Genomic DNA, 17,405 nt, shown 5'->3' on the forward strand with positions numbered 1-17,405 from the left:
AGGATTGACCACTCACACATCTCATTTACGCATTGATATTTCTGGTGGCACTTTAGATTTATGGCCTTTGTATCATCTTGTGGATGGGGCCAAGACGGTCAACGCCCCTTTGAATTTACATGCAAAAGCGTCAGTGAAAATTGGGCAACGCATGAAAGATCCCAAAGGGGCTCGCATTTGCATCTCCAATTTGAACTACGATAAAAAATTTTCCACAGTAGAAGAGCTTCTTGTTTGCAATGATGAGGAGTTAGCCATTTTGCAACCTGTGTTAAAAATTTACCCTATTCCTAAAATCGTAGGTTTAGAAGTCATCACTGAGTCCCAAAGCCCTGTCGGAGGTGGTCTTGGTGGAAGCTCTACTTTATTGGTTGCGCTTCTTAAAGCCTTTGATGCGGAGTTAAAAATTTTGCGTACAGAAGAAGACTATGTCACTCTTGCGTGCGGTCTGGAGTCTGCAATTTTAAAATCCCCAGCAGGTACACAAGATTATTATCAGGCGATCGAACCTGGATTATCTTGTATAGAATATTCTTATGAAGGACGTCGTCGAACTTTTTTTAAAAGTCCTTGGTTAGAAAAACATAAAAAAGATTTTATGTTGATATATTCTGGCCATCCTCATCATTCAGGGCTGAACAATTGGAATATTTATCAGGCGGCTATCAATAAAGACCCCGTGACCCTTAAAGTACTTCAAGGGTTAAAAGATGTTTCAGAACACATCTATCAAGACTTACAAACTGCTGAAGGCTCACAGATGCAGGCTTTGTTAGAAGAAGAACTGAGGCTGCGCACAGAATTGGCATCAGGTTATGTGAATGAACCTCTCAGTGCCTGTATTGAAATTTTAAAAGCCCATTCGGTGAAACATTTTAAAATTTGTGGTGCTGGGGGCGGTGGATGTTTGTGGGCCATCGTTCCCCAAGATTTAAGATCGCAACTGGATTTTGGAACTCATGCACAGATCATAGAGTGTGAGATGATCATTTGAGTCTTCCTAAAAGTATTCGGTTTTTAGGTGTGGCCTTGAGTGGAGTAAAAACCCCAAGGACATCTATGGCCATCGTGGAGTATTACCCTGCTACGGAACGTTATGTGCTGGCTCATATTTACGATCAGATCACATCTAAAGACGATCATTCGCCTGATCATGTTTTAATAGAATATATCACTAAGACTAGTAATGTAAAAAGCATCCACATAGATGTTCCACTCCAGCTTCCCAAAACTATTTTAAATATTTTAAAAGGGCAAAGCACAGAAGTGGATCATCATGAAGAGTTAAGGTGGATGAAGAACTTTTACTCACAAGAGGTGAGCACTAAAAAACTCAGTCGCAGTTTAAGCCCCTACACGGAAAGGGTGGCAGAGCTTTACTGGAAGAACAAGCTGGATGAAAAATTCATTTTAGATCATGCAGGAGGAGCCAACAAAGCCCCTTTAATGTTTCGTGCGATGTATTTAAATCATCTACTTCCTAAATATAAAATGTATGAATTTTATCCCAAAGTTTCTGTATGGCAGATTGGCCGTGCGTACAAAGTCGCAAAATCAGTCTTAAGAAGTTATGCTCACTCTGTGTACGGTCAAGAAAGCCGCGAGCAGATTCTGACTCAACTTGAAAAGCACATGAAGCTATTTTCCTATGATGTAGAAAAGCGCAAGATGCTTAAAGACATCAATGCCTTTAACGCCTTTGTCGGAGCACTCACGGGAGTCTACCACCACAACAAGCTCATCCACACCAAAGACCTCAGTCTCCCCAAAGCCACCGCCTGGCCCCACGTCCCCCTAGAAAAAAAACTTTAATCGTGCAGTCTCGACGCTTTATCTCTTAGGGTTTGAAATTCTCTTGAGTTTCTTAGTTTAGACTTGATTTTGGAATTGAGATTATACCTTAGCTTCCAACGCAGCAGAGAGCGGGTGCAAAGCGTCTTCGGCTTTCATCATACCTTTGGGATTCAACTTGGAAATAAGAGAAACCCCTTTGGGGCCTCCCTTATTTCCAAGTTGAATCCCAAATCTATGCCGCAAGTCGGATACGCATAGCTCGCCTCTGGAGGTTGTAATCTAAGATATAATCTCAATTCTCAATCGAATTAAACTTAGAAACTCAAGGAATTTCAAGGCTAAGAGATGAGGCTAGGTAATTAAAGTTTTTTTTAGTCGATTGACTCGGAGTCTTCGGATGTGCCGACGGGGACAGTGATGGTTTCTTGAGGTTTTGGTGTTCTGACGTATTTGCCGCTGAGGCTTCTTACGAGTTTGGATTTAAAGGATGTTTTTTCGTTAAAGCCGTCAATGTCGGTTTTACTTGGGGTGTACTTACGGTTGAGAGGAAGTTCGGCTAGATTTTTAACATTGCGTTCGCTCTTATCAGTAATGGCTTGAGGACTGTTTTCGTATAGGCCTTTAAGATACAGATAGGTCATCATTTTAGTGTCTGCATTCATGTCGTCATAAATTTCTTTAAAGCGAGAATCTTTTTGTAAATCCTTAAGATTAGCCCCTCTGTTGATGGTGTAATACGTGCGTACGTGATCCACGACATCTAAGGCTTTAATGATCTCTTTGCGTTTTTTTGGAATAGACTCATTTAATCTTTCTAATGTGTCACGCACAACCACCTTCGGAGCAGGAGCTGTTGCCACTGAAGCTGTGGATCTTGTTTTATTAGAAGGAGTTGTTTTAGAGGACGTCTTCTGAGATTTTTTAGCAGCAAGAGCTTTACGTTTAGCCAACTGTGCTCTTTTTTGCGCTGACTTTCTTTGAGTTGCCATCGCTTTTTTTCTAGCTTCAGCCTTACGAGCCGCCTTTTCTTTTTTGGCTTGCTGTTGGGATTTTTGTTGCAATTCATCTGCACTTAAATAACGGATATCCTCTTCGGCCCAAGATACACTTGGACCAATAATCAGGATTCCGATTATGTAAAAAATAATAAATAAATTACGACTCATCCTAATTATACATTTCGACTTTTAAGCCTAAAGACTTTAAAAAAACCGTCTCATTCTGAGAATACCGACTTCAGTCCATATAAGCGAGCAACACTTCCGCCTCAGTGTTTGATTTGAAGTTCTTTTGAGTTTCTTGGTTTAGACTTGATTTTAAAGTTCAGATTATATCTTAGATTGCAACCTCCAGAGGCGAGCGATGCGTATCCGACTTGCGGCATAAGTTTGGGTTGAGATTTAGATTGAGGGAAGCTCCAAAGGAGTTTCTCTCAATCTAAATCTCAATTCAAAGTTATGACGAAAGCCGAAGACGCATTGCACCCGCTCTCTGCTGCGTTGGAAGCTAAGGTATAATCTGAACTTTAAAATCAAGTCTAAACCAAGAAACTCAAAAGAACTTCAAATCAAACACTGAGGCGGAACCTAGGGTTGCAAGTGGCGGGGAGAGAAGAGGTCTTCGAGGCCTTCGACTTTGCGGGGTGTGGCTTCAAAGGTGGCAAGCCAAGTCTCGGGACTTTCCATACACAGAAAGACATTCCATTTAGGATTGTGAGCTTTAAATCTATCAATGATGAATTTAAACATCTGGTTACGCACATCTTGATCATAACGAAGTTTGCCATCACGCCCAACAAACATCTCGGCAGAGTTAACAAGGCTATTCATTCCAAAACGTTCTTTCATGATGTAGCGCTGTTCAGTTTGAAATCTCAATGCACCCAAAGAAATATAAGGGATGTCTTTAGGATTAAAAGTGTCACAGATCAGGTCCACCAGTTCGCCATAGTTCATCTGCCATTCAGGGTGCCAGATGACGGGGTCAATGTGAAAGGACAAACGGAAGTCTTTCTGCACGCACTTTAATGCGGCTTGAACGCGAGCCGTAAGGCAAGCCGTGCCGTGCTCTTCAGCCTCAATGATATTTTGTGGATTGATGGACCAGCTGACGATGACATTTCTGGCATGGGGTACATCTAAAAACTGATCTACATAATCGCTCTTGGTTTTAAACTCTAAAAGCAAATTGGGGCGAGTACGAAAAAACTCGATCAAAGATTTTGAATATAGAGTCAAAGGATCAAGGCTGAGACTGTCGATCACCTCTCCTGTGCCAATGCGCACACTCATGCCCTTAAAATCAGAGACCAACTCGTCAAGCTCCCTGAGAGCCTGATCCATGTTTGCGTAAATAGTCATCACAGGGGTATTGATAAAGCTTTGTAAATAACAATACGAGCAGTTCATATTGCACTGTAAACCCAGATTTAAAACAAAGTAATTGCAACAGGCCATACGTTTGTGAGCACCTGGACATTTTTTAAAAAATTCGCCTTTAAAGTTACAAATGTAGATGTTCTTCTTGCTGCGATCAAAATCAGATTTGGTCAAAGTGCCTTTGTAGGTGCTGTCTGCAAAAGGCTCAGAGTCTACTTTTTGAATTTGCGATTTTGCAAAGAGACGTTTAAAACGTTTAGCGACTTCACTTTCCCAGCAGTCTTTGTGAATAAAGATGCGATCAAACTTAAGAAGCTCACTAGGAATAGAATTAAAAATTTCTGAAGCGGAATTTTCACTGCTCATGGGATGTCCCTTGGTAAAATTCCTTAAGATGCTCCAAACTTTGTTTAATCTGTTGGTCCACCTTAGTGATTTCGTTTTCTGAGGCAATGAAAGCTGATAACACAAATCCTTTTTTGTCGCCTTGACGTTTAAATTGACAAGGTAAAGACCAACGCTTTTTATCTATAAAAGCGCGATAGGTTTGATCTATATTTTCTGTCATAGGGTAACGCTTTTTTCTTAGCCTAGAAATCCAAGACTCATTGTCTTTGGCCTCATCACCTAGCCGCAATATAGAGTCTTCGTCTTGGTGTAAAAGATAAAGGTCCACAAGCAGTTCAAGTAAAGTCTTGCCCTCAGCATGAGAAACCTTGCGTGCCTCAAAAGAGCTAAGTGCCAAAGTCCAAAATTCTTGCTTTATATCGTCTGTGCTTAAGAGATTCAGTGGGCGTGCATCATTCAGTCGGAATCCTTTGGCCTTACCCCAATTCTGAAAAGTGATAGGGAATTCCACATAACGCAGTAGGAGCTGATCATAGGAGTCATTCCAAAAAAAGCCATAGGCCTTGGCTAAATGTGAGGGATCAAAACTTAGACCTCGATGTTCTTTCATAAACAGAACCAAATCAAAGAGGTCAAAGAGCCCTTTTTCTGGGTACATCTCTGCAAGAACAGAGTAAATGGCGTCTTCAGCAATTTCTGTGAAAGCAGACGCGCTAGAGTTTAATGAGGAGTGACATAGGGCTAGATCTTTCCAAGTCAATACAGGTCTAGAGTGAAATGTTGTGCACCATGGAATCTCTAAAAAGGAATCTGATGGCGTTTCTTCTGGCTTTTGGACTGTCATAGTGTCAGTTTTTAGCATCCTTCATTCCTTTTCTTTACTCTATCTACAGGAAATGGTAATTTTTTCAAGCATGGATACGAATGTTCAAATACAGCGCAGTGATGTTGTCGGTTTTTTATATGAATCCCCAGAAAAGCTTAAGTCTTATAAACAGGTGTTTATTTGGGACCTAGATAAAACTTATTTGGACACCAAATGGGAGAGCTTTCGTGGCTTAATTAAAACCATTTTTGAAAAGGGCGAGTCCAAGGTGAATGTACCTGGGACAAAGACTCTGGTGCAAGGGATGCAAGAGGTGTACGGAAGTCGTTTGCCTATATTTTTTGTTTCAGCTTCACCACCGCAACTTGAACGCAAAATTTATCAGAAACTCACTACCGATGGGATCAAGCCTTTAGGTTTTATCAGTAAAGACAACCTAAAAAACATTTACCCTGGACGGTTTTGGCGATTGAACAAACAGATCGGCTATAAGTTGCAAGCTCTGATGGAATTGCGTTTGCGTTTAAACCCTGAGGTCCAGATGGTGTGCTGGGGGGACGACAGTGAGTCAGATGCCTCTATCTATTCTTTGTTTTCGGATCTTTGTGGTCATCGTATGACGGATAAAGAAGTGCGTGAACTTTTAAAAAATTATTCCGTGTTAGACACTCAGATTGATCTGATTTTAGAACTTAGGGACATGTTAGACAGTGGGGACCCTGTGCAAAGGATTTACATCAATCTGGCAGATGACACCGATCCCGAGTATTACACAAAATATGGACGTCGCCTTTTTGTCATGGAAGATTCCTTTCAAGGTGCGGTAGATTTATATCAGTACGGATATTTGCGTCGCGAACATGTGGTCACTGTGGCCAAAGATCTTATGCGAAACTTTTCGTATTCAAGGGACCAGCTTGAAACCTCTTATGACAACTTGTTTCGTCGTGTGCGCATGAGCCATTTCGTGAACGAGACACTGACCCCTCTTCTGATCAAAGAAAAAGTGCTGTATTCAGAGTTTGAACCCAGTTTGCCCTCGCAGCCCTTGGTTTTGCCTGTAGATCAGAAGGCCGCTTTTGTGGATTTACATTCTATCCCCGACGCTTGGGTGCCCGATCGCATAGATTACTTAGATCAAATTTATTAAATGGCAGGAGATAAACCGTCCTTATTGAAATTCGAGGGGAATAGAAACAATAAAGTTTTTGTCGGCCTTTTCAAATTTGAAACGCAAACGTTTGATCACGCTTTCTAGGCAAGAGGCAAAAAGAGGGTCGCTCTCAAAGTCCGACTTTTCAACCCTTACGGTTTGCACCTTTCCAAAAGGAGTCATGTGTAAGGCCAAATAGATCTCGCCACGGCTTTCGGGTTGGTTTCGTAGATGGTTTTCATAACATCTCTGTAAACGATGTTTGTTTTGCATGATGACTTTAAGAATCAGATCATTGTCTGTGACTTTGCGACTTGCAGTAGAGTCCGTATTTGCAGTCGTAGGATCTTCATTTTTAAGCTCTGAAGTGTAAATGAAAAGTTTGGGCAAGGTGAGGTCCCTCAGCGTGGGATCGTCTGAAACTTCCGCAGTAGGCCCCTCTTCCATTTTTAATGGAGGAAGATCAAAATACAGCGACCTAAGCCCCCATACACAGGACACAATCACTACAACCGCAAAGAGGGTGAGCATTGTGGTTGGAAAAGGGCGTGTGCGTTTCATTTAAGAATCCTTGAAATCCCTAAGGCTGAGGCCAGTCTTAAGGTGAATGAAAATCTAGTTTGTGTTTTCTGGCAGAGCAGGGCTTGCTGTGGTCTCTTCAGCAGGCACACCCGCTTCACCAGGAACTGCGGGAGCTTCTTGTTGTAAGCTTGTTGCGGGAATAGAATCAATCACACTCTTTCCAGATTTAGAGGTGGTGACATACACCAGAGCAATACTTGAAACAGCAAAGAAAAACGCAATGGTTCTTGTGGCTTTGACTAAGAAATTAGAAGCCCCAGTGGAACCAAAAACAGACTGGTTTCCACCACCGCCGATGATGCCTGAAGCGTCGCCCTTAGAGTCTTGTAAAAGGACAAATAAAATCAAAAGTACGGCGATGAATAAGTGTAAAATGGTCAAAGCTGTTAGCATAGTTTCTCCTAGCATTAAAAATCGAGACTTACATAAGTACGCAAACCCCATTAGTGTGTCAAATTCCCATTAAAAGGTCATGTTTATTGCTGCGCGTAATACATCCCCAAGTCAATATAAGCTAGATTGTCAGCATGTTCTTAGTTTTTGAAGGTTTGGATGGTTCCGGAAAATCCACATTGATGAAAAATTTTAAGCTTTGGTTGGAGGATCACCGAGGCGACACCGTATATATGACTCGCGAACCTGGAGGCACTCCCTTAGGTGAAGAGATCCGCAAAGTGCTTTTAGAAATCAAAGGCGACACCGATTATAAAATTTCCCCACGTGCCGAACTTTTACTGTATGAAGCTAGTCGTGCTCAACATGTTGAGCAGGTGATCCGTCCTCGGGTGAATCGCGGGGAAGTGGTTCTGTGTGATCGTTTCACTGCCTCCTCTTTGGCCTTTCAAGCAGGGGGGCGCGAGCTTTTAGACGAACAGGTGGTGTGGCTCAATGAATTTGCCATTTCAGACTGCGCCCCAGATTTGCAAATTTTAGTGGACCTAGATTTTGCAGGCTGCCAGGAACGAAAAAGAAACTTAAATGAACCTTTAGACCGTATGGAATCTGAAGCGGGGGATTTTCATCAACGCGTTTATGAGTCTTACAAAAGACAAGCCCTTACTGAGCCGCAAAAATGGTCGGTACTAGATGGAAGCCAGAGCCCCGAAGCCATTTTGAATCAACTTATAGAAGTCTTAACCCAAAGAGGTCTTTTAAAGTGAGCAAGGACAGTGTCTCCCCTAACAGCTCAAGCCCTCAAAATGAACAAGCGCAAAAGATCATTCGCGAGTTCATTCTAGGGGAACTCAGTGAGCGTCTGAGCAGGTTTACTCAGATGACTTCCCCCTTGCTGATTGTGGGTGAGGTGGGACTGCCCCTAGTGGACATTGCTGAGTTTATGGCCCAAACACGAATTTGTGGTGGGAAAAAAATTACAGCCCCTTGCGGTCAATGTTCTGACTGCGTCGCCTTTTTGGCGGGGCAAAGCACGCGTGTAAAAAAGATCGAGCCTGATGGGCAATTCATCAAGGTGGAACAGGCCAAAGACGCCATAGACTATTTGTCCTACAAGCGCGACCGAGATGCCGTGCTGATTCTGCATCGAGCGGATAAGCTCAATGTGCAAGCCGCCAACTCTTTACTAAAAACCATCGAAGAGCCCCCAGAAAACTGCTGGATTCTTTTGACCACACCTTCAGCTAAAAGTGTTTTGCCTACCATTCGCTCAAGAGTGCAGGTGGTGAATGTTCCGCCGTTGTCAGAGGCCTTTGTCCAAAAACACTTACAAACGGAATTTCAAGACAAAGGAACAACTTGGGTGCAAGGGCGTTTAGATCGACTTTTAAATCAAAATGATTTTTTTGCCGACCTCTTAGAGATGGAAAAATGGTTAGGACAAGTGGCGCGCAAGGCCCAACCTGAACCTTTAGAATGGATGGACAGCCGCGAAGGATTTTTAGAGGGGCTAGAAAAGATTCGCCTTCTGCTTAAAGAGAAGCTCTTAAGTGGACAATTTCAAAAACCAATGTCATGGATAGAGTTATCAGAAAAAGTGGATGAACTTGAATCTGCATGTTTACAAAATGTGGACCGCAAACTTTTGATGGACCACTTGTATATGGCCATAGAGGATTTATAAAATGTATTGGATAGACACCCACACGCACTTAGATATGTTAGAGCAAGGTGCAGAAGCCGCCATTGCCCACGCGGAAAGTTTGAATGTGCGCCAGTTCATCAATATTGGGACCAATGCCGACGATCATCCGCGAGTTTTGGCTGTGGCTCAGAAGTTTTATCCTAAAGTGTACTGCGCTTTGGGTGTGCATCCCCATGATGCCAAAGACTACGCTTTAGCCCAAGAGTTTTTAAAAAATAATTTAGACCACAAAGAGGTGGTCGCAGTGGGTGAAATTGGCCTTGATTATTATTACAACCACTCTTCACAGACCGAACAGTTAGCGGCTTTTGAACAGCAGCTTGAGTTAGCGGCAGAAAAGAATCTCCCTGTGGAGATTCACACCCGAGATGCAGAGGCTGAGACCATTGCGATGCTGAAAAGATACAAAGATTCTGTCAAAGGACTTCTGCACTGTTTTACAGGAACGCAGTGGCTTGCGGACCAAGCCTTAGATATTGGATTTAATATTTCAATCAGTGGTGTGGTGACCTTCAATAAGGCCGAAGAGTTACGCAGTGTCGTGAAATCTGTGCCTTTAGACCGTTTACATGTGGAAACGGATGCGCCATTCTTAGCTCCTGTGCCTTTGCGTGGAAAGAAGAATGAACCTGCCTTTATGGTGCACACAGCCCAAAAAGTTGCGGATTTAAAAGAGGTTTCACTTGAAGAACTGGCAAAACAAGTGCAAATAAATACTCAAAAGTTATTCCCAAAAATTAAAGTCTTGGAGGAGTCCCATGTCTAAATTAAAAGTTGGTATCAACGGTTTTGGTCGTATTGGTCGTCAGGCGATGAGATTAGGTTTTGAAGATGTGGAAATTGTAGCCATCAACGGGATGATGAGTGCGGCAGAGATGGCCCACTTGATCAAGTATGACTCTGTCCACGGGGTATGGAACGCAGACATTAACGCCACCGAAGAAGAACTGACTGTGAATGGTAAAAAGATTCATCTTTCTGCAGAAAGAGACCCTGCCAATATTGATTGGAAGTCTTATGGTGTGGATGTTGTTTTAGAATGTACAGGAGCTTTCAAAAAGAAAGAAGATTTTGAAAAGCATCTCACTGCAGGTGCAAAAAAAGTGATGGTGTCAGCCCCAGCTCCTGGTGCGGACTTCACTTTGGTGTATGGAGTGAATCACACACAGTATAACAGTAAAGCCCATAGCATCATCAGTAATGCGTCTTGTACGACCAACTGTCTTGCGCCTTTGGCTAAAGTTTTAAATGATGAGTTTGGCATTGTGAAAGGTCTAATGACTACGGTGCACTCTTACACCAATGATCAGCGCATTTTAGATGGCAATCACAAAGACTTAAGACGTGCGCGTGCGGCGGCGGTGTCTATGATTCCTACGACTACGGGGGCGGCAAAGACTGTGGGTAAAATTTTGCCAGAGCTTGAGGGCAAGATTGATGGATTTTCTGTTCGTGTCCCCACACCCAACGTCTCTTTAGTGGACTTTACTTTTGAGTCTGCCAAAACCACTTCTATCGAAGAGGTGAATGCGGCTTTGACTAAAGCGGCTCAGTCTTCTGAGTTAAAAGGAATTTTAGCAGTAGAGACGGCTCCACTTGTCAGTGTGGATTTTAATGGCCGCAAAGAAAGCTCCATGGTGGATTTGCCTTCTACGATGGTGATGTCAGGCAACTTAGTGAAAGTTTTATCTTGGTATGACAACGAGGTTGGATTTTCACAAAGAATGATTGATATGTGTAAGTACATGGCAGAAAAAGGCATCTAAACTTTAGATTCAAGTTCGGGCTCATTGAAAATTTAAATATGTTTAACAGTAGGTAAAGGCATGAAATCCATAATTCGTTCAGTAGAAGATTTTAAATTCAAAAATAAAAATGTCTTTCTTCGTGTAGACTTTAACGTTCCTGTTAAAGACGGAGTGATTCAAGACACTCGACGCATTGATGAAGCCTTGCCTACGATCCAATATATTTTAGAAAACGAAGGCAAGATCATTTTAGCCTCTCACTTTGGTCGTCCTAAAGGCAAATACAACGAAGAATTTAGCATGGCACCCATTGCAGAGTACTTAGGTGAAACTCTTAAAAAAGATGTGATCCTAGTGGAAGAACCTGACAGTGATGCGCCTAAGGCTTTATTTCAAGGACTGAAAAGCAACCAGATCATGATGCTTGAAAATTTACGTTTTCTTGAAGGCGAAGAGGGCAACGACACGTCTTTAGCTAGCCAGTGGGCCTCTTACACCGACATTTATATCAATGACGCTTTTGGAGTTTCCCACCGCAAGCATTGCAGTGTGGATGCTTTGCCTCGTTTGATCAAAGATCGTGGGATGGGTTTTTTAATCAAAAAAGAGATCAAGTACCTTTCAGGTTTACAAAAAAAACCAGAGTCTCCGTTTTGTTTAATTCTAGGTGGTGCTAAGGTCAGTGATAAGATCAACATCATTGAAAATCTTTTATTAAAAGTGGACACCTTTGTTGTGGGTGGAGCCATGGCCTACACCTTTCTTAAGGCTCAAGGTATAGATGTAGGAAGCTCTTTGGTGGAAGAGAATTTAGTGTCTTACGCTAGGGACCTTTTAAGAAAGCTTGAATATAAAAATAAAAAAATGCTTTTGCCCGTAGACCACATCATTTCTAAAGATTTAAAAAACACACAAGACGCCACAGAGTCTAAACACATCCCTTCAGGATTTATGGGTTTAGATATTGGTCCAAAAACACTACAAATTTATGCCGAAGAATTAAAAAAAGCTAAAACTGTTTTATGGAACGGCCCCATGGGTGTATTTGAAGTCCCAGAATTTGCTAACGGCACAAAGGGCATCTGCGAAGTCCTAAGCGGATTGCAGGACGCTACAACTGTTGTGGGTGGAGGCGATTCTGCTTCTGCGGCGCAAATGTTTGGTGGGAACTTCACTCACATTTCCACAGGTGGTGGAGCGTCTTTAGAATATCTTGAAGGCAAAGTCCTACCAGGTCTTAAATCTCTAGAACTCACACGCGAAGAGATCGCGGGCTTGCAAAGAGTCGAGTGGGTGGCCGCTGAGTATGAAGACCTAGAAGAAGATGAACCTTCATCGCCAGCATCTACTGTGATTCGTAATAAATCGTAATAATTAAGACTCATCAATCAGATCATAGAACTCTTCCATGATTTTAAGGTAAAGGTCGTCGCCTAAGTAGGCGTCTTCGGTGCCTGCATCAATGTTGGGGTTGTCGTTGACTTCGATGACATAGATTTGTCCGTCTTTTTCTTTCAGGTCTACCCCATATAATCCATCACCTATGGCTTGGGTGGCTTTAAGGGCGGCTTGGATGACTTTTTTAGGGGCTTTGTTAATAGCAATGGCATCAAACCCTCCAGACTTCACATGGGTAGAATCTTTGTGATCATAAATCTGCCAATGACCTTTAGACATATAGTAACGACAGACAAAAAGAGGACGCTTGTTCAGAACTCCTACTCGCCAATCAAAGTCGGTGTACATATACTCTTGAGCTAAAACCACCACGGACTTTTCAAACAGGGAGCTGGTGATCTTGTTAAGTTCTTCCATGTCTTTTGCTAAAAACACTCCTGCAGAAAAAGAACTGTCAGGCACTTTAAGTACAATAGGAAATCCCAATTCTTTTACGACCTCGTCGGTGATCTTATGGTCTTTGTCTAGCAATATGGTCTTAGGTGTTTTGATTTTTGAGGCTTGCAGCAGTTCATGTAAATACACTTTGTTGCAACATCTTAAAATCGAAGATGGGGAATCAATCACCACTAAGCCCTCTTTTTCTGCGTTTCTAGCAAAAGTGTAGGTGTGATGATTGATGGCTGTGGTCTCGCGAATAAAAAGCGCGTCGTATTCACCAATTCTTGTCAGATCACTTTTGGTGATCAGCTCGGCGTGAATGCTGTACTCTTTGGCGGCTTTGATCAGTTTTTTAAGTGCTGTTTTATTTGAAGGAGGCAGGGCTTCGTCGGGATTTATTAAAATAGCCAGATCGTAATCGTATTTTTTCTTGGCTCTGGGTTTACGCCAGACTTTAGAATCATAGGCTTCAAGGGCGTGAGCAAATTCGTCCTCTTCTTTGTCTTTAAGTTTGTGGATCGAAGAAGGTTTGACGGTGCTGATATGCCAGTCTTTGATTTTGGTAAAATGCACATTTAAAATCGGAAACTTAAAAGTTTCAAAAAGTTTCCACGCCAGATCGGCAAACTCGGGAACCGAAGTGCGACCGAAGTACACCATAAGATCAAAACTGTCTCGAGCTTTATCTGGGTGCTTTTCAAAAATCTTTTTTACAATTGGATTTAAGTCATCCGTTTGTAAGTTGTAAATCGACTTTCTACTTAAGTCGTTAATGGAGGTTACAGAAGGAATCACTTTATGTTGCCTAGCTTCGGCCAAGAGGGAGGTGTAATACCCCTTGGACAAGTACCTGTAATGGCGACACAGGTTGATCACAAACGCCTGTTTATTTTCAGCCATAGGTAAGTTGATGTACTCTTGAAAACTTAGAAGATTAGAGCTGGGGTAATAAGGAGCCCAGTCTTGTTTGTCGTCGACTACCACATAAACATTTGCCATAGTTTAAGACCTTATATACAAAATAAGAATGGAAATAAAAATCACACCTGCTAAGCTTTCGGATCTCGGTGAGCTTTTAAGATTAGAGCAGGAGAGTTTCCAATCTGATGTCCTTTCTAAAGCTAGTTTTCGCCATTTCTTACAGTCTGACAAGTCGGATTTCATTGTGGCTAAAAAATCAAAACGTGTTTTGGGTTACGCTTTATTGCTTTACAAAAGAGGGACAAGTTTGGCCCGCCTTTACTCTATCGCCGTGGACCCCAAAGCTAGGGGCATGGGAATAGGATCAAAACTGCTTAAAAAGTCAGAAGAGTTGGCTTTAGATCGCGATAAAACTCATTTAAGACTTGAAGTGCGCACGGACAACAAAGGGGCCATCGAACTTTATCAAGACAGTGGCTACCGTAAATTTGGAGTGAAGCCCCAGTTTTACGAAGACGGGAGCGACGCCCTTTGCTATGAAAAGCGGCTTTTACCCACAAACTTAGGCTTTAAATTTAAGGTGCCTTACTTTAGCCAAAACACCGAGTTCACCTGCGGAGCCGCAAGCCTTCTTATGGCTATGGCGGCACATGATAAAAAAACAACTCCCAGCTTTGAGAAGGAACTTACGATCTGGCGAGAGGCCACCACCATTTTTATGACCTCAGGTCATGGCGGCTGTGGGCCCAAGGGTTTGGCTTTAGCTGCCCATAAACGTGGTTTTAAGGTCGAAGTCTGGGTGAGCCACGCGGGCCCCATGTTTTTAGATGGGGTAAGGTCGAAAGCCAAAAAAGATGTGGTCAAATTGGTTCATAAGAACTTCAAAGATCAAATTGAACAACTCAAAGTGCCACTGCGTGTAGGTCGCTTAAACGAAAAACAACTGGAAAAAGTTTTTAAAAAACAAGGCATCCCTTTGGTGCTGATCAGCTCTTATAAGATCACTAAATCCAAAGCTCCTCATTGGGTCGTACTTGCGGGCTACGATGAGGATCATTTTTATATCCACGACCCAGAACCCGAAGTGCTGCAAGCTATGGATGTGAACATGAGCACCGCTTTTCCAGAGGAAGCCTACATTCCTGTTCTTAAAAAAGAATTTTTAAAGATGGCGAGGTATGGACGCAAGAAAGATCAAGCTTGTGTGATCGTGTATCCCAAGTCAAAAAGGTGAAGAGCAAAGGGCTCTAAGAACAAAGCGTCCTAGAGCCAAGAGATTTGTAAGTTAGTTGATTTTTACGCAACGAGCTTTAGGGTTGTCAGCGATCTTACGAGCGGCAAGGTTCATGTCTTTTTGTTGTGGAACTATGCCAATCACGCACGATTTTTCTTTGTTAAGGCGTACTACGATTAAATTGGATTTATTCACTTCGTTGCCGTTAGTGTCGTAGTCAGAATAATAGATACGGTAAATTAAAGCTTTAAGTTGCAGCTCATTAGAATGGAAGCCCGTAGATTTTAAGGCGTATCTCCATTCTGCAAGATTACCAGTTTCATGAAATTGGTAATAAGAAGGTAAAGAGATCTCAGTGCCATTATAGCTTAGGAATAAGCTGTAACGTAAATCACCACCACTGACCCCTACAGTGTAACCACCATAACTAGGGCAAACACCAGTGTAATAGTCAATTTCACGCTCTTCTTCTGGCAAAAGCATCACGGATTCAACTGTAAGACAGTCCTGAATATTTAAACTTGTGTATACAGATTGTGGACCTGTTTGGGCCCAAGCAGCACCTGTAAATCCTAAAGCCATTACTAATACTAAAATTGTTTTCATAGTCCCTCCTAAAAGTGGCCATTAAGTACCGCACAAATATGTAAAAAGCTAGGGTGGGTCTCGAATTAGGCGTTTCATAACGAGAAACTGTAAGTTTTAGCCCTTCAGTCTGTTTTTAAGGCATCCGATTTATATTTATAGCTAATATATTGGAGTTTAGAATGAAAATTCAAAAGTCTTTGCTGTGTTATCTCATGACTTTATGTGTAAGTGCGCAGGCCTTTGCCTGTGATCAGGTAGCAGATGCAGAAAAAGATGAAAACTTGTATAAATTTAGCTTTTCGTTTGAAGGTGAAAACCTAGTCTTACGCCGAGAGATCAATAGCCAACCCAGCGAAGAACTCTTGGATGATACGGGATATTTGGGGATTAGAGTTGGATTAGCCTCAATCATAGATGGAAAAGAACCCACTGTCAGATATGCAAAAAACAAGGCTCAAATAGCCTTTGTTAAAGAACGCATCGACACCTATTTAAAAGCTATTAAACCAGTCACCTCAGCAGATACAGAACAAATGGCAATCAAAGAAAAAATTATACAACAACTGGGTAAACTTAAACAGCTTATAGATCAAGACCCTTCATCAAATGATATCCATGCACTATGGAAGTCTATTGAGTCTATGAATCCCAAATTTGTCACTATAACGGCCAAAGCCAGAAAAGATTCAGGTGCAGCATGGGGAGATGAGAAATTATTAAAGACCTTTACTTTACCGTCTCCCAAATTACATGATCCTACAAAGCCTAAGTTAAGATGCTTTACTCTTCCTTATGTAAATATGGAGTTAGAGACATATAATCCACCAAGAACTCCTACCAGAGGTAAAGATCCGCAAACTAAAGACGCCATCGGCATTCCAGGATAAGGGGTTTAAGCCACTTTGTGATCCCACTTGTTAAGATTTATAGTTTATCGTCTTTATACTTAAGGGCGATAGGGTCCTTAATATGGGTTGCATTACAAACACATATCTAAGGTTTAGGTTAAAAGGTCATCTTTGTCTTTTGGGCTTTGGTAAAGGCAAAGTCCTTCACGTAATAGGCGGCTTCGTTAATAAAAATAGGGTAAGTGTCCTCGCCTTCGTAATGTAAGGTTTTTCCATCTTGCGAAATAAAGATGGGGTCACCAGTTTGAAGCAGTTCAAAATCTTTATTTTGTAAATGAGGATGAATATGTGAAGAGTAGCGTTTGTCTTTCCACATCGGATACAGAACCTCATCTCCTTCTAAAAACCCTTCTAGCACTACGGGTTCTAAAAAATTAGGTGGATTTTGGGGTAAAGCCTTTAAAATTTCCAGAGTAGCGGCTTCCATAAGCTCAATGGCTGAACCTAAGAGTAAATTTTGTGGTGCAGGGCCAATTTCCACTAAAGCTCCGTAGCGGCTTAATGAGTTTAAATAAATATTTTGCTGATCAAAAAAAGAAAATAACAAACGGGCTTCAGGAATTTGTATTTGAGCCTTTTTTAAAACCCAGGCGTTTAAACGCTCTTGATCAGAAAGGATAAGAGTCGTACCCATATTAGACGTGGTGGTGTGCAGATCAATTAAAAAAACATCGTCACCTTTTGACCATTCTTTGACCTTATTTTTTAATTCTCGGGCTCTGTGGTACTCATAAGTTTTTGAGTCTTGGTTGCCTCCATTAAAACTACGGTTAAGGTCAAAATCCACATAACGTGTGTTCTGTTCAAGAGCTTTGGGGTTACCGATCATAAGTAAATACTCATGCTGTGAAGGCAAAAGATCAGGATGAGTCTTCCATTTTTCAATAAGCCAAGCCCCAGTCTTTTCGTTCCCGTGGGTTGCGCCCACAATGACCACCTTCATATTTTTCTCCCTGAAAATAATGCTTGGGTTCCTTGAACGGACTTG

General features: G+C 42.0%; 18 protein-coding genes. 10 read left to right on the top strand and 8 right to left on the bottom strand.

Annotated elements, in window-relative coordinates:
- Positions 1–4 precede the first annotated feature (4 nt).
- Together M9899_04065 and M9899_04070 are read left to right on the top strand one after the other, a co-directional pair.
- A complete protein-coding gene (locus M9899_04065) occupies positions 5–994 on the top strand; it encodes a hypothetical protein (protein MCO5113333.1) in 990 nt (329 codons plus the stop codon).
- The gene (locus M9899_04070; protein ID MCO5113334.1) at positions 991–1,812 is read left to right on the top strand and encodes a hypothetical protein; all 822 of its coding nucleotides are present in this window, start codon (positions 991–993) and stop codon (positions 1,810–1,812) included. Before M9899_04065 ends, M9899_04070 begins: the two co-directional genes overlap by 4 nt.
- A 353-nt stretch (positions 1,813–2,165) precedes the next feature.
- On the opposite strand, the gene M9899_04075 is transcribed toward M9899_04070, so the two are convergent.
- The 3 genes from M9899_04075 to M9899_04085 form a co-directional block, all read right to left on the bottom strand.
- A complete protein-coding gene (locus M9899_04075; protein ID MCO5113335.1) occupies positions 2,166–2,960 on the bottom strand; it encodes a hypothetical protein in 795 nt (264 codons plus the stop codon).
- Between the two features lie 420 nt (positions 2,961–3,380).
- A complete protein-coding gene (locus M9899_04080; GenBank protein MCO5113336.1) occupies positions 3,381–4,538 on the bottom strand; it encodes a hypothetical protein in 1,158 nt (385 codons plus the stop codon).
- A complete protein-coding gene (locus M9899_04085) occupies positions 4,528–5,382 on the bottom strand; it encodes a hypothetical protein (GenBank protein ID MCO5113337.1) in 855 nt (284 codons plus the stop codon). The genes M9899_04080 and M9899_04085 overlap by 11 nt, the downstream gene beginning before the upstream one ends.
- A 52-nt stretch (positions 5,383–5,434) precedes the next feature.
- On the opposite strand from M9899_04085, the gene M9899_04090 reads away from it, so the two are divergent.
- Positions 5,435–6,496, top strand: a complete 1,062-nt coding sequence (locus tag M9899_04090) for a hypothetical protein (GenBank protein MCO5113338.1) — start codon at positions 5,435–5,437, stop codon at positions 6,494–6,496.
- 21 nt (positions 6,497–6,517) lie between these two features.
- Here M9899_04090 and M9899_04095 read toward each other — a convergent pair whose 3' ends face one another.
- Both M9899_04095 and secG read right to left on the bottom strand, forming a co-directional pair.
- Positions 6,518–7,060 (bottom strand): AgmX/PglI C-terminal domain-containing protein, encoded by a 543-nt coding sequence (locus tag M9899_04095; protein ID MCO5113339.1) that lies wholly within the window; start codon positions 7,058–7,060, stop codon positions 6,518–6,520.
- 54 nt (positions 7,061–7,114) lie between these two features.
- Positions 7,115–7,474: a preprotein translocase subunit SecG gene (gene secG, locus M9899_04100; protein ID MCO5113340.1), complete on the bottom strand. Its 360-nt coding sequence runs from the start codon at positions 7,472–7,474 to the stop codon at positions 7,115–7,117.
- Positions 7,475–7,608: 134 nt separating this feature from the next.
- On the opposite strand from secG, the gene tmk reads away from it, so the two are divergent.
- From tmk to M9899_04125, 5 genes are read left to right on the top strand one after another with little or no spacing between them, the layout of a single operon-like run.
- Positions 7,609–8,241 (top strand): dTMP kinase, encoded by a 633-nt coding sequence (gene tmk, locus M9899_04105; protein MCO5113341.1) that lies wholly within the window; start codon positions 7,609–7,611, stop codon positions 8,239–8,241.
- Complete coding sequence (locus M9899_04110; protein MCO5113342.1) at positions 8,238–9,158, top strand: hypothetical protein; 921 nt, start codon at positions 8,238–8,240, stop codon at positions 9,156–9,158. The genes tmk and M9899_04110 overlap by 4 nt, the downstream gene beginning before the upstream one ends.
- A gap of 1 nt (position 9,159) precedes the next feature.
- The gene (locus M9899_04115) at positions 9,160–9,945 is read left to right on the top strand and encodes a TatD family hydrolase (protein MCO5113343.1); all 786 of its coding nucleotides are present in this window, start codon (positions 9,160–9,162) and stop codon (positions 9,943–9,945) included.
- Positions 9,938–10,945, top strand: coding sequence for a type I glyceraldehyde-3-phosphate dehydrogenase (gap, locus tag M9899_04120; protein MCO5113344.1), 1,008 nt, complete (start codon positions 9,938–9,940; stop codon positions 10,943–10,945). The genes M9899_04115 and gap overlap by 8 nt, the downstream gene beginning before the upstream one ends.
- A 60-nt stretch (positions 10,946–11,005) precedes the next feature.
- Positions 11,006–12,298, top strand: coding sequence for a phosphoglycerate kinase (locus M9899_04125; GenBank protein ID MCO5113345.1), 1,293 nt, complete (start codon positions 11,006–11,008; stop codon positions 12,296–12,298).
- A gap of 3 nt (positions 12,299–12,301) precedes the next feature.
- Here M9899_04125 and M9899_04130 read toward each other — a convergent pair whose 3' ends face one another.
- Positions 12,302–13,765, bottom strand: a complete 1,464-nt coding sequence (locus M9899_04130; protein ID MCO5113346.1) for a RimK family protein — start codon at positions 13,763–13,765, stop codon at positions 12,302–12,304.
- Between the two features lie 28 nt (positions 13,766–13,793).
- Here M9899_04130 and rimI point away from each other — a divergent pair, with 28 nt between their 5' ends.
- Entirely contained in the window at positions 13,794–14,921 is a 1,128-nt protein-coding gene (gene rimI / locus M9899_04135) for a ribosomal protein S18-alanine N-acetyltransferase (GenBank protein ID MCO5113347.1), read from the top strand.
- A 51-nt stretch (positions 14,922–14,972) separates the two neighbouring features.
- On the opposite strand, the gene M9899_04140 is transcribed toward rimI, so the two are convergent.
- The gene (locus M9899_04140; protein MCO5113348.1) at positions 14,973–15,527 is read right to left on the bottom strand and encodes a hypothetical protein; all 555 of its coding nucleotides are present in this window, start codon (positions 15,525–15,527) and stop codon (positions 14,973–14,975) included.
- A 161-nt stretch (positions 15,528–15,688) separates the two neighbouring features.
- Here M9899_04140 and M9899_04145 point away from each other — a divergent pair, with 161 nt between their 5' ends.
- Entirely contained in the window at positions 15,689–16,396 is a 708-nt protein-coding gene (locus tag M9899_04145) for a hypothetical protein (protein ID MCO5113349.1), read from the top strand.
- Positions 16,397–16,514: 118 nt separating this feature from the next.
- Here the strand turns inward: M9899_04145 and M9899_04150 are convergent, their stop codons facing one another.
- On the bottom strand, positions 16,515–17,360 hold the full coding sequence (locus M9899_04150) for an aspartoacylase (protein MCO5113350.1): 846 nt from the start codon (positions 17,358–17,360) through the stop codon (positions 16,515–16,517).
- Positions 17,361–17,405 lie beyond the last annotated feature (45 nt).

The organism is Pseudobdellovibrionaceae bacterium, assembly GCA_023954155.1.
Classification (GTDB): domain Bacteria; phylum Bdellovibrionota; class Bdellovibrionia; order Bdellovibrionales; family UBA1609; genus JAMLIO01.

Excerpts from the sequence above, each read along its gene's own strand:
- M9899_04075 (MCO5113335.1), bottom strand. The coding sequence starts at position 2,960 with ATGAGTCGTAATTTATTTATTATTTTTTACATAATCGGAATCCTGATT.
- M9899_04080 (MCO5113336.1), bottom strand. The coding sequence starts at position 4,538 with ATGAGCAGTGAAAATTCCGCTTCAGAAATTTTTAATTCTATTCCTAGT.
- M9899_04085 (MCO5113337.1), bottom strand. The coding sequence starts at position 5,382 with ATGCTAAAAACTGACACTATGACAGTCCAAAAGCCAGAAGAAACGCCA.
- M9899_04090 (MCO5113338.1), top strand. The coding sequence starts at position 5,435 with ATGGATACGAATGTTCAAATACAGCGCAGTGATGTTGTCGGTTTTTTA.
- M9899_04095 (MCO5113339.1), bottom strand. The coding sequence starts at position 7,060 with ATGAAACGCACACGCCCTTTTCCAACCACAATGCTCACCCTCTTTGCG.
- secG (MCO5113340.1), bottom strand. The coding sequence starts at position 7,474 with ATGCTAACAGCTTTGACCATTTTACACTTATTCATCGCCGTACTTTTG.
- tmk (MCO5113341.1), top strand. The coding sequence starts at position 7,609 with ATGTTCTTAGTTTTTGAAGGTTTGGATGGTTCCGGAAAATCCACATTG.
- M9899_04115 (MCO5113343.1), top strand. The coding sequence starts at position 9,160 with ATGTATTGGATAGACACCCACACGCACTTAGATATGTTAGAGCAAGGT.
- gap (MCO5113344.1), top strand. The coding sequence starts at position 9,938 with ATGTCTAAATTAAAAGTTGGTATCAACGGTTTTGGTCGTATTGGTCGT.
- M9899_04125 (MCO5113345.1), top strand. The coding sequence starts at position 11,006 with ATGAAATCCATAATTCGTTCAGTAGAAGATTTTAAATTCAAAAATAAA.
- M9899_04130 (MCO5113346.1), bottom strand. The coding sequence starts at position 13,765 with ATGGCAAATGTTTATGTGGTAGTCGACGACAAACAAGACTGGGCTCCT.
- rimI (MCO5113347.1), top strand. The coding sequence starts at position 13,794 with ATGGAAATAAAAATCACACCTGCTAAGCTTTCGGATCTCGGTGAGCTT.
- M9899_04140 (MCO5113348.1), bottom strand. The coding sequence starts at position 15,527 with ATGAAAACAATTTTAGTATTAGTAATGGCTTTAGGATTTACAGGTGCT.
- M9899_04145 (MCO5113349.1), top strand. The coding sequence starts at position 15,689 with ATGAAAATTCAAAAGTCTTTGCTGTGTTATCTCATGACTTTATGTGTA.
- M9899_04150 (MCO5113350.1), bottom strand. The coding sequence starts at position 17,360 with ATGAAGGTGGTCATTGTGGGCGCAACCCACGGGAACGAAAAGACTGGG.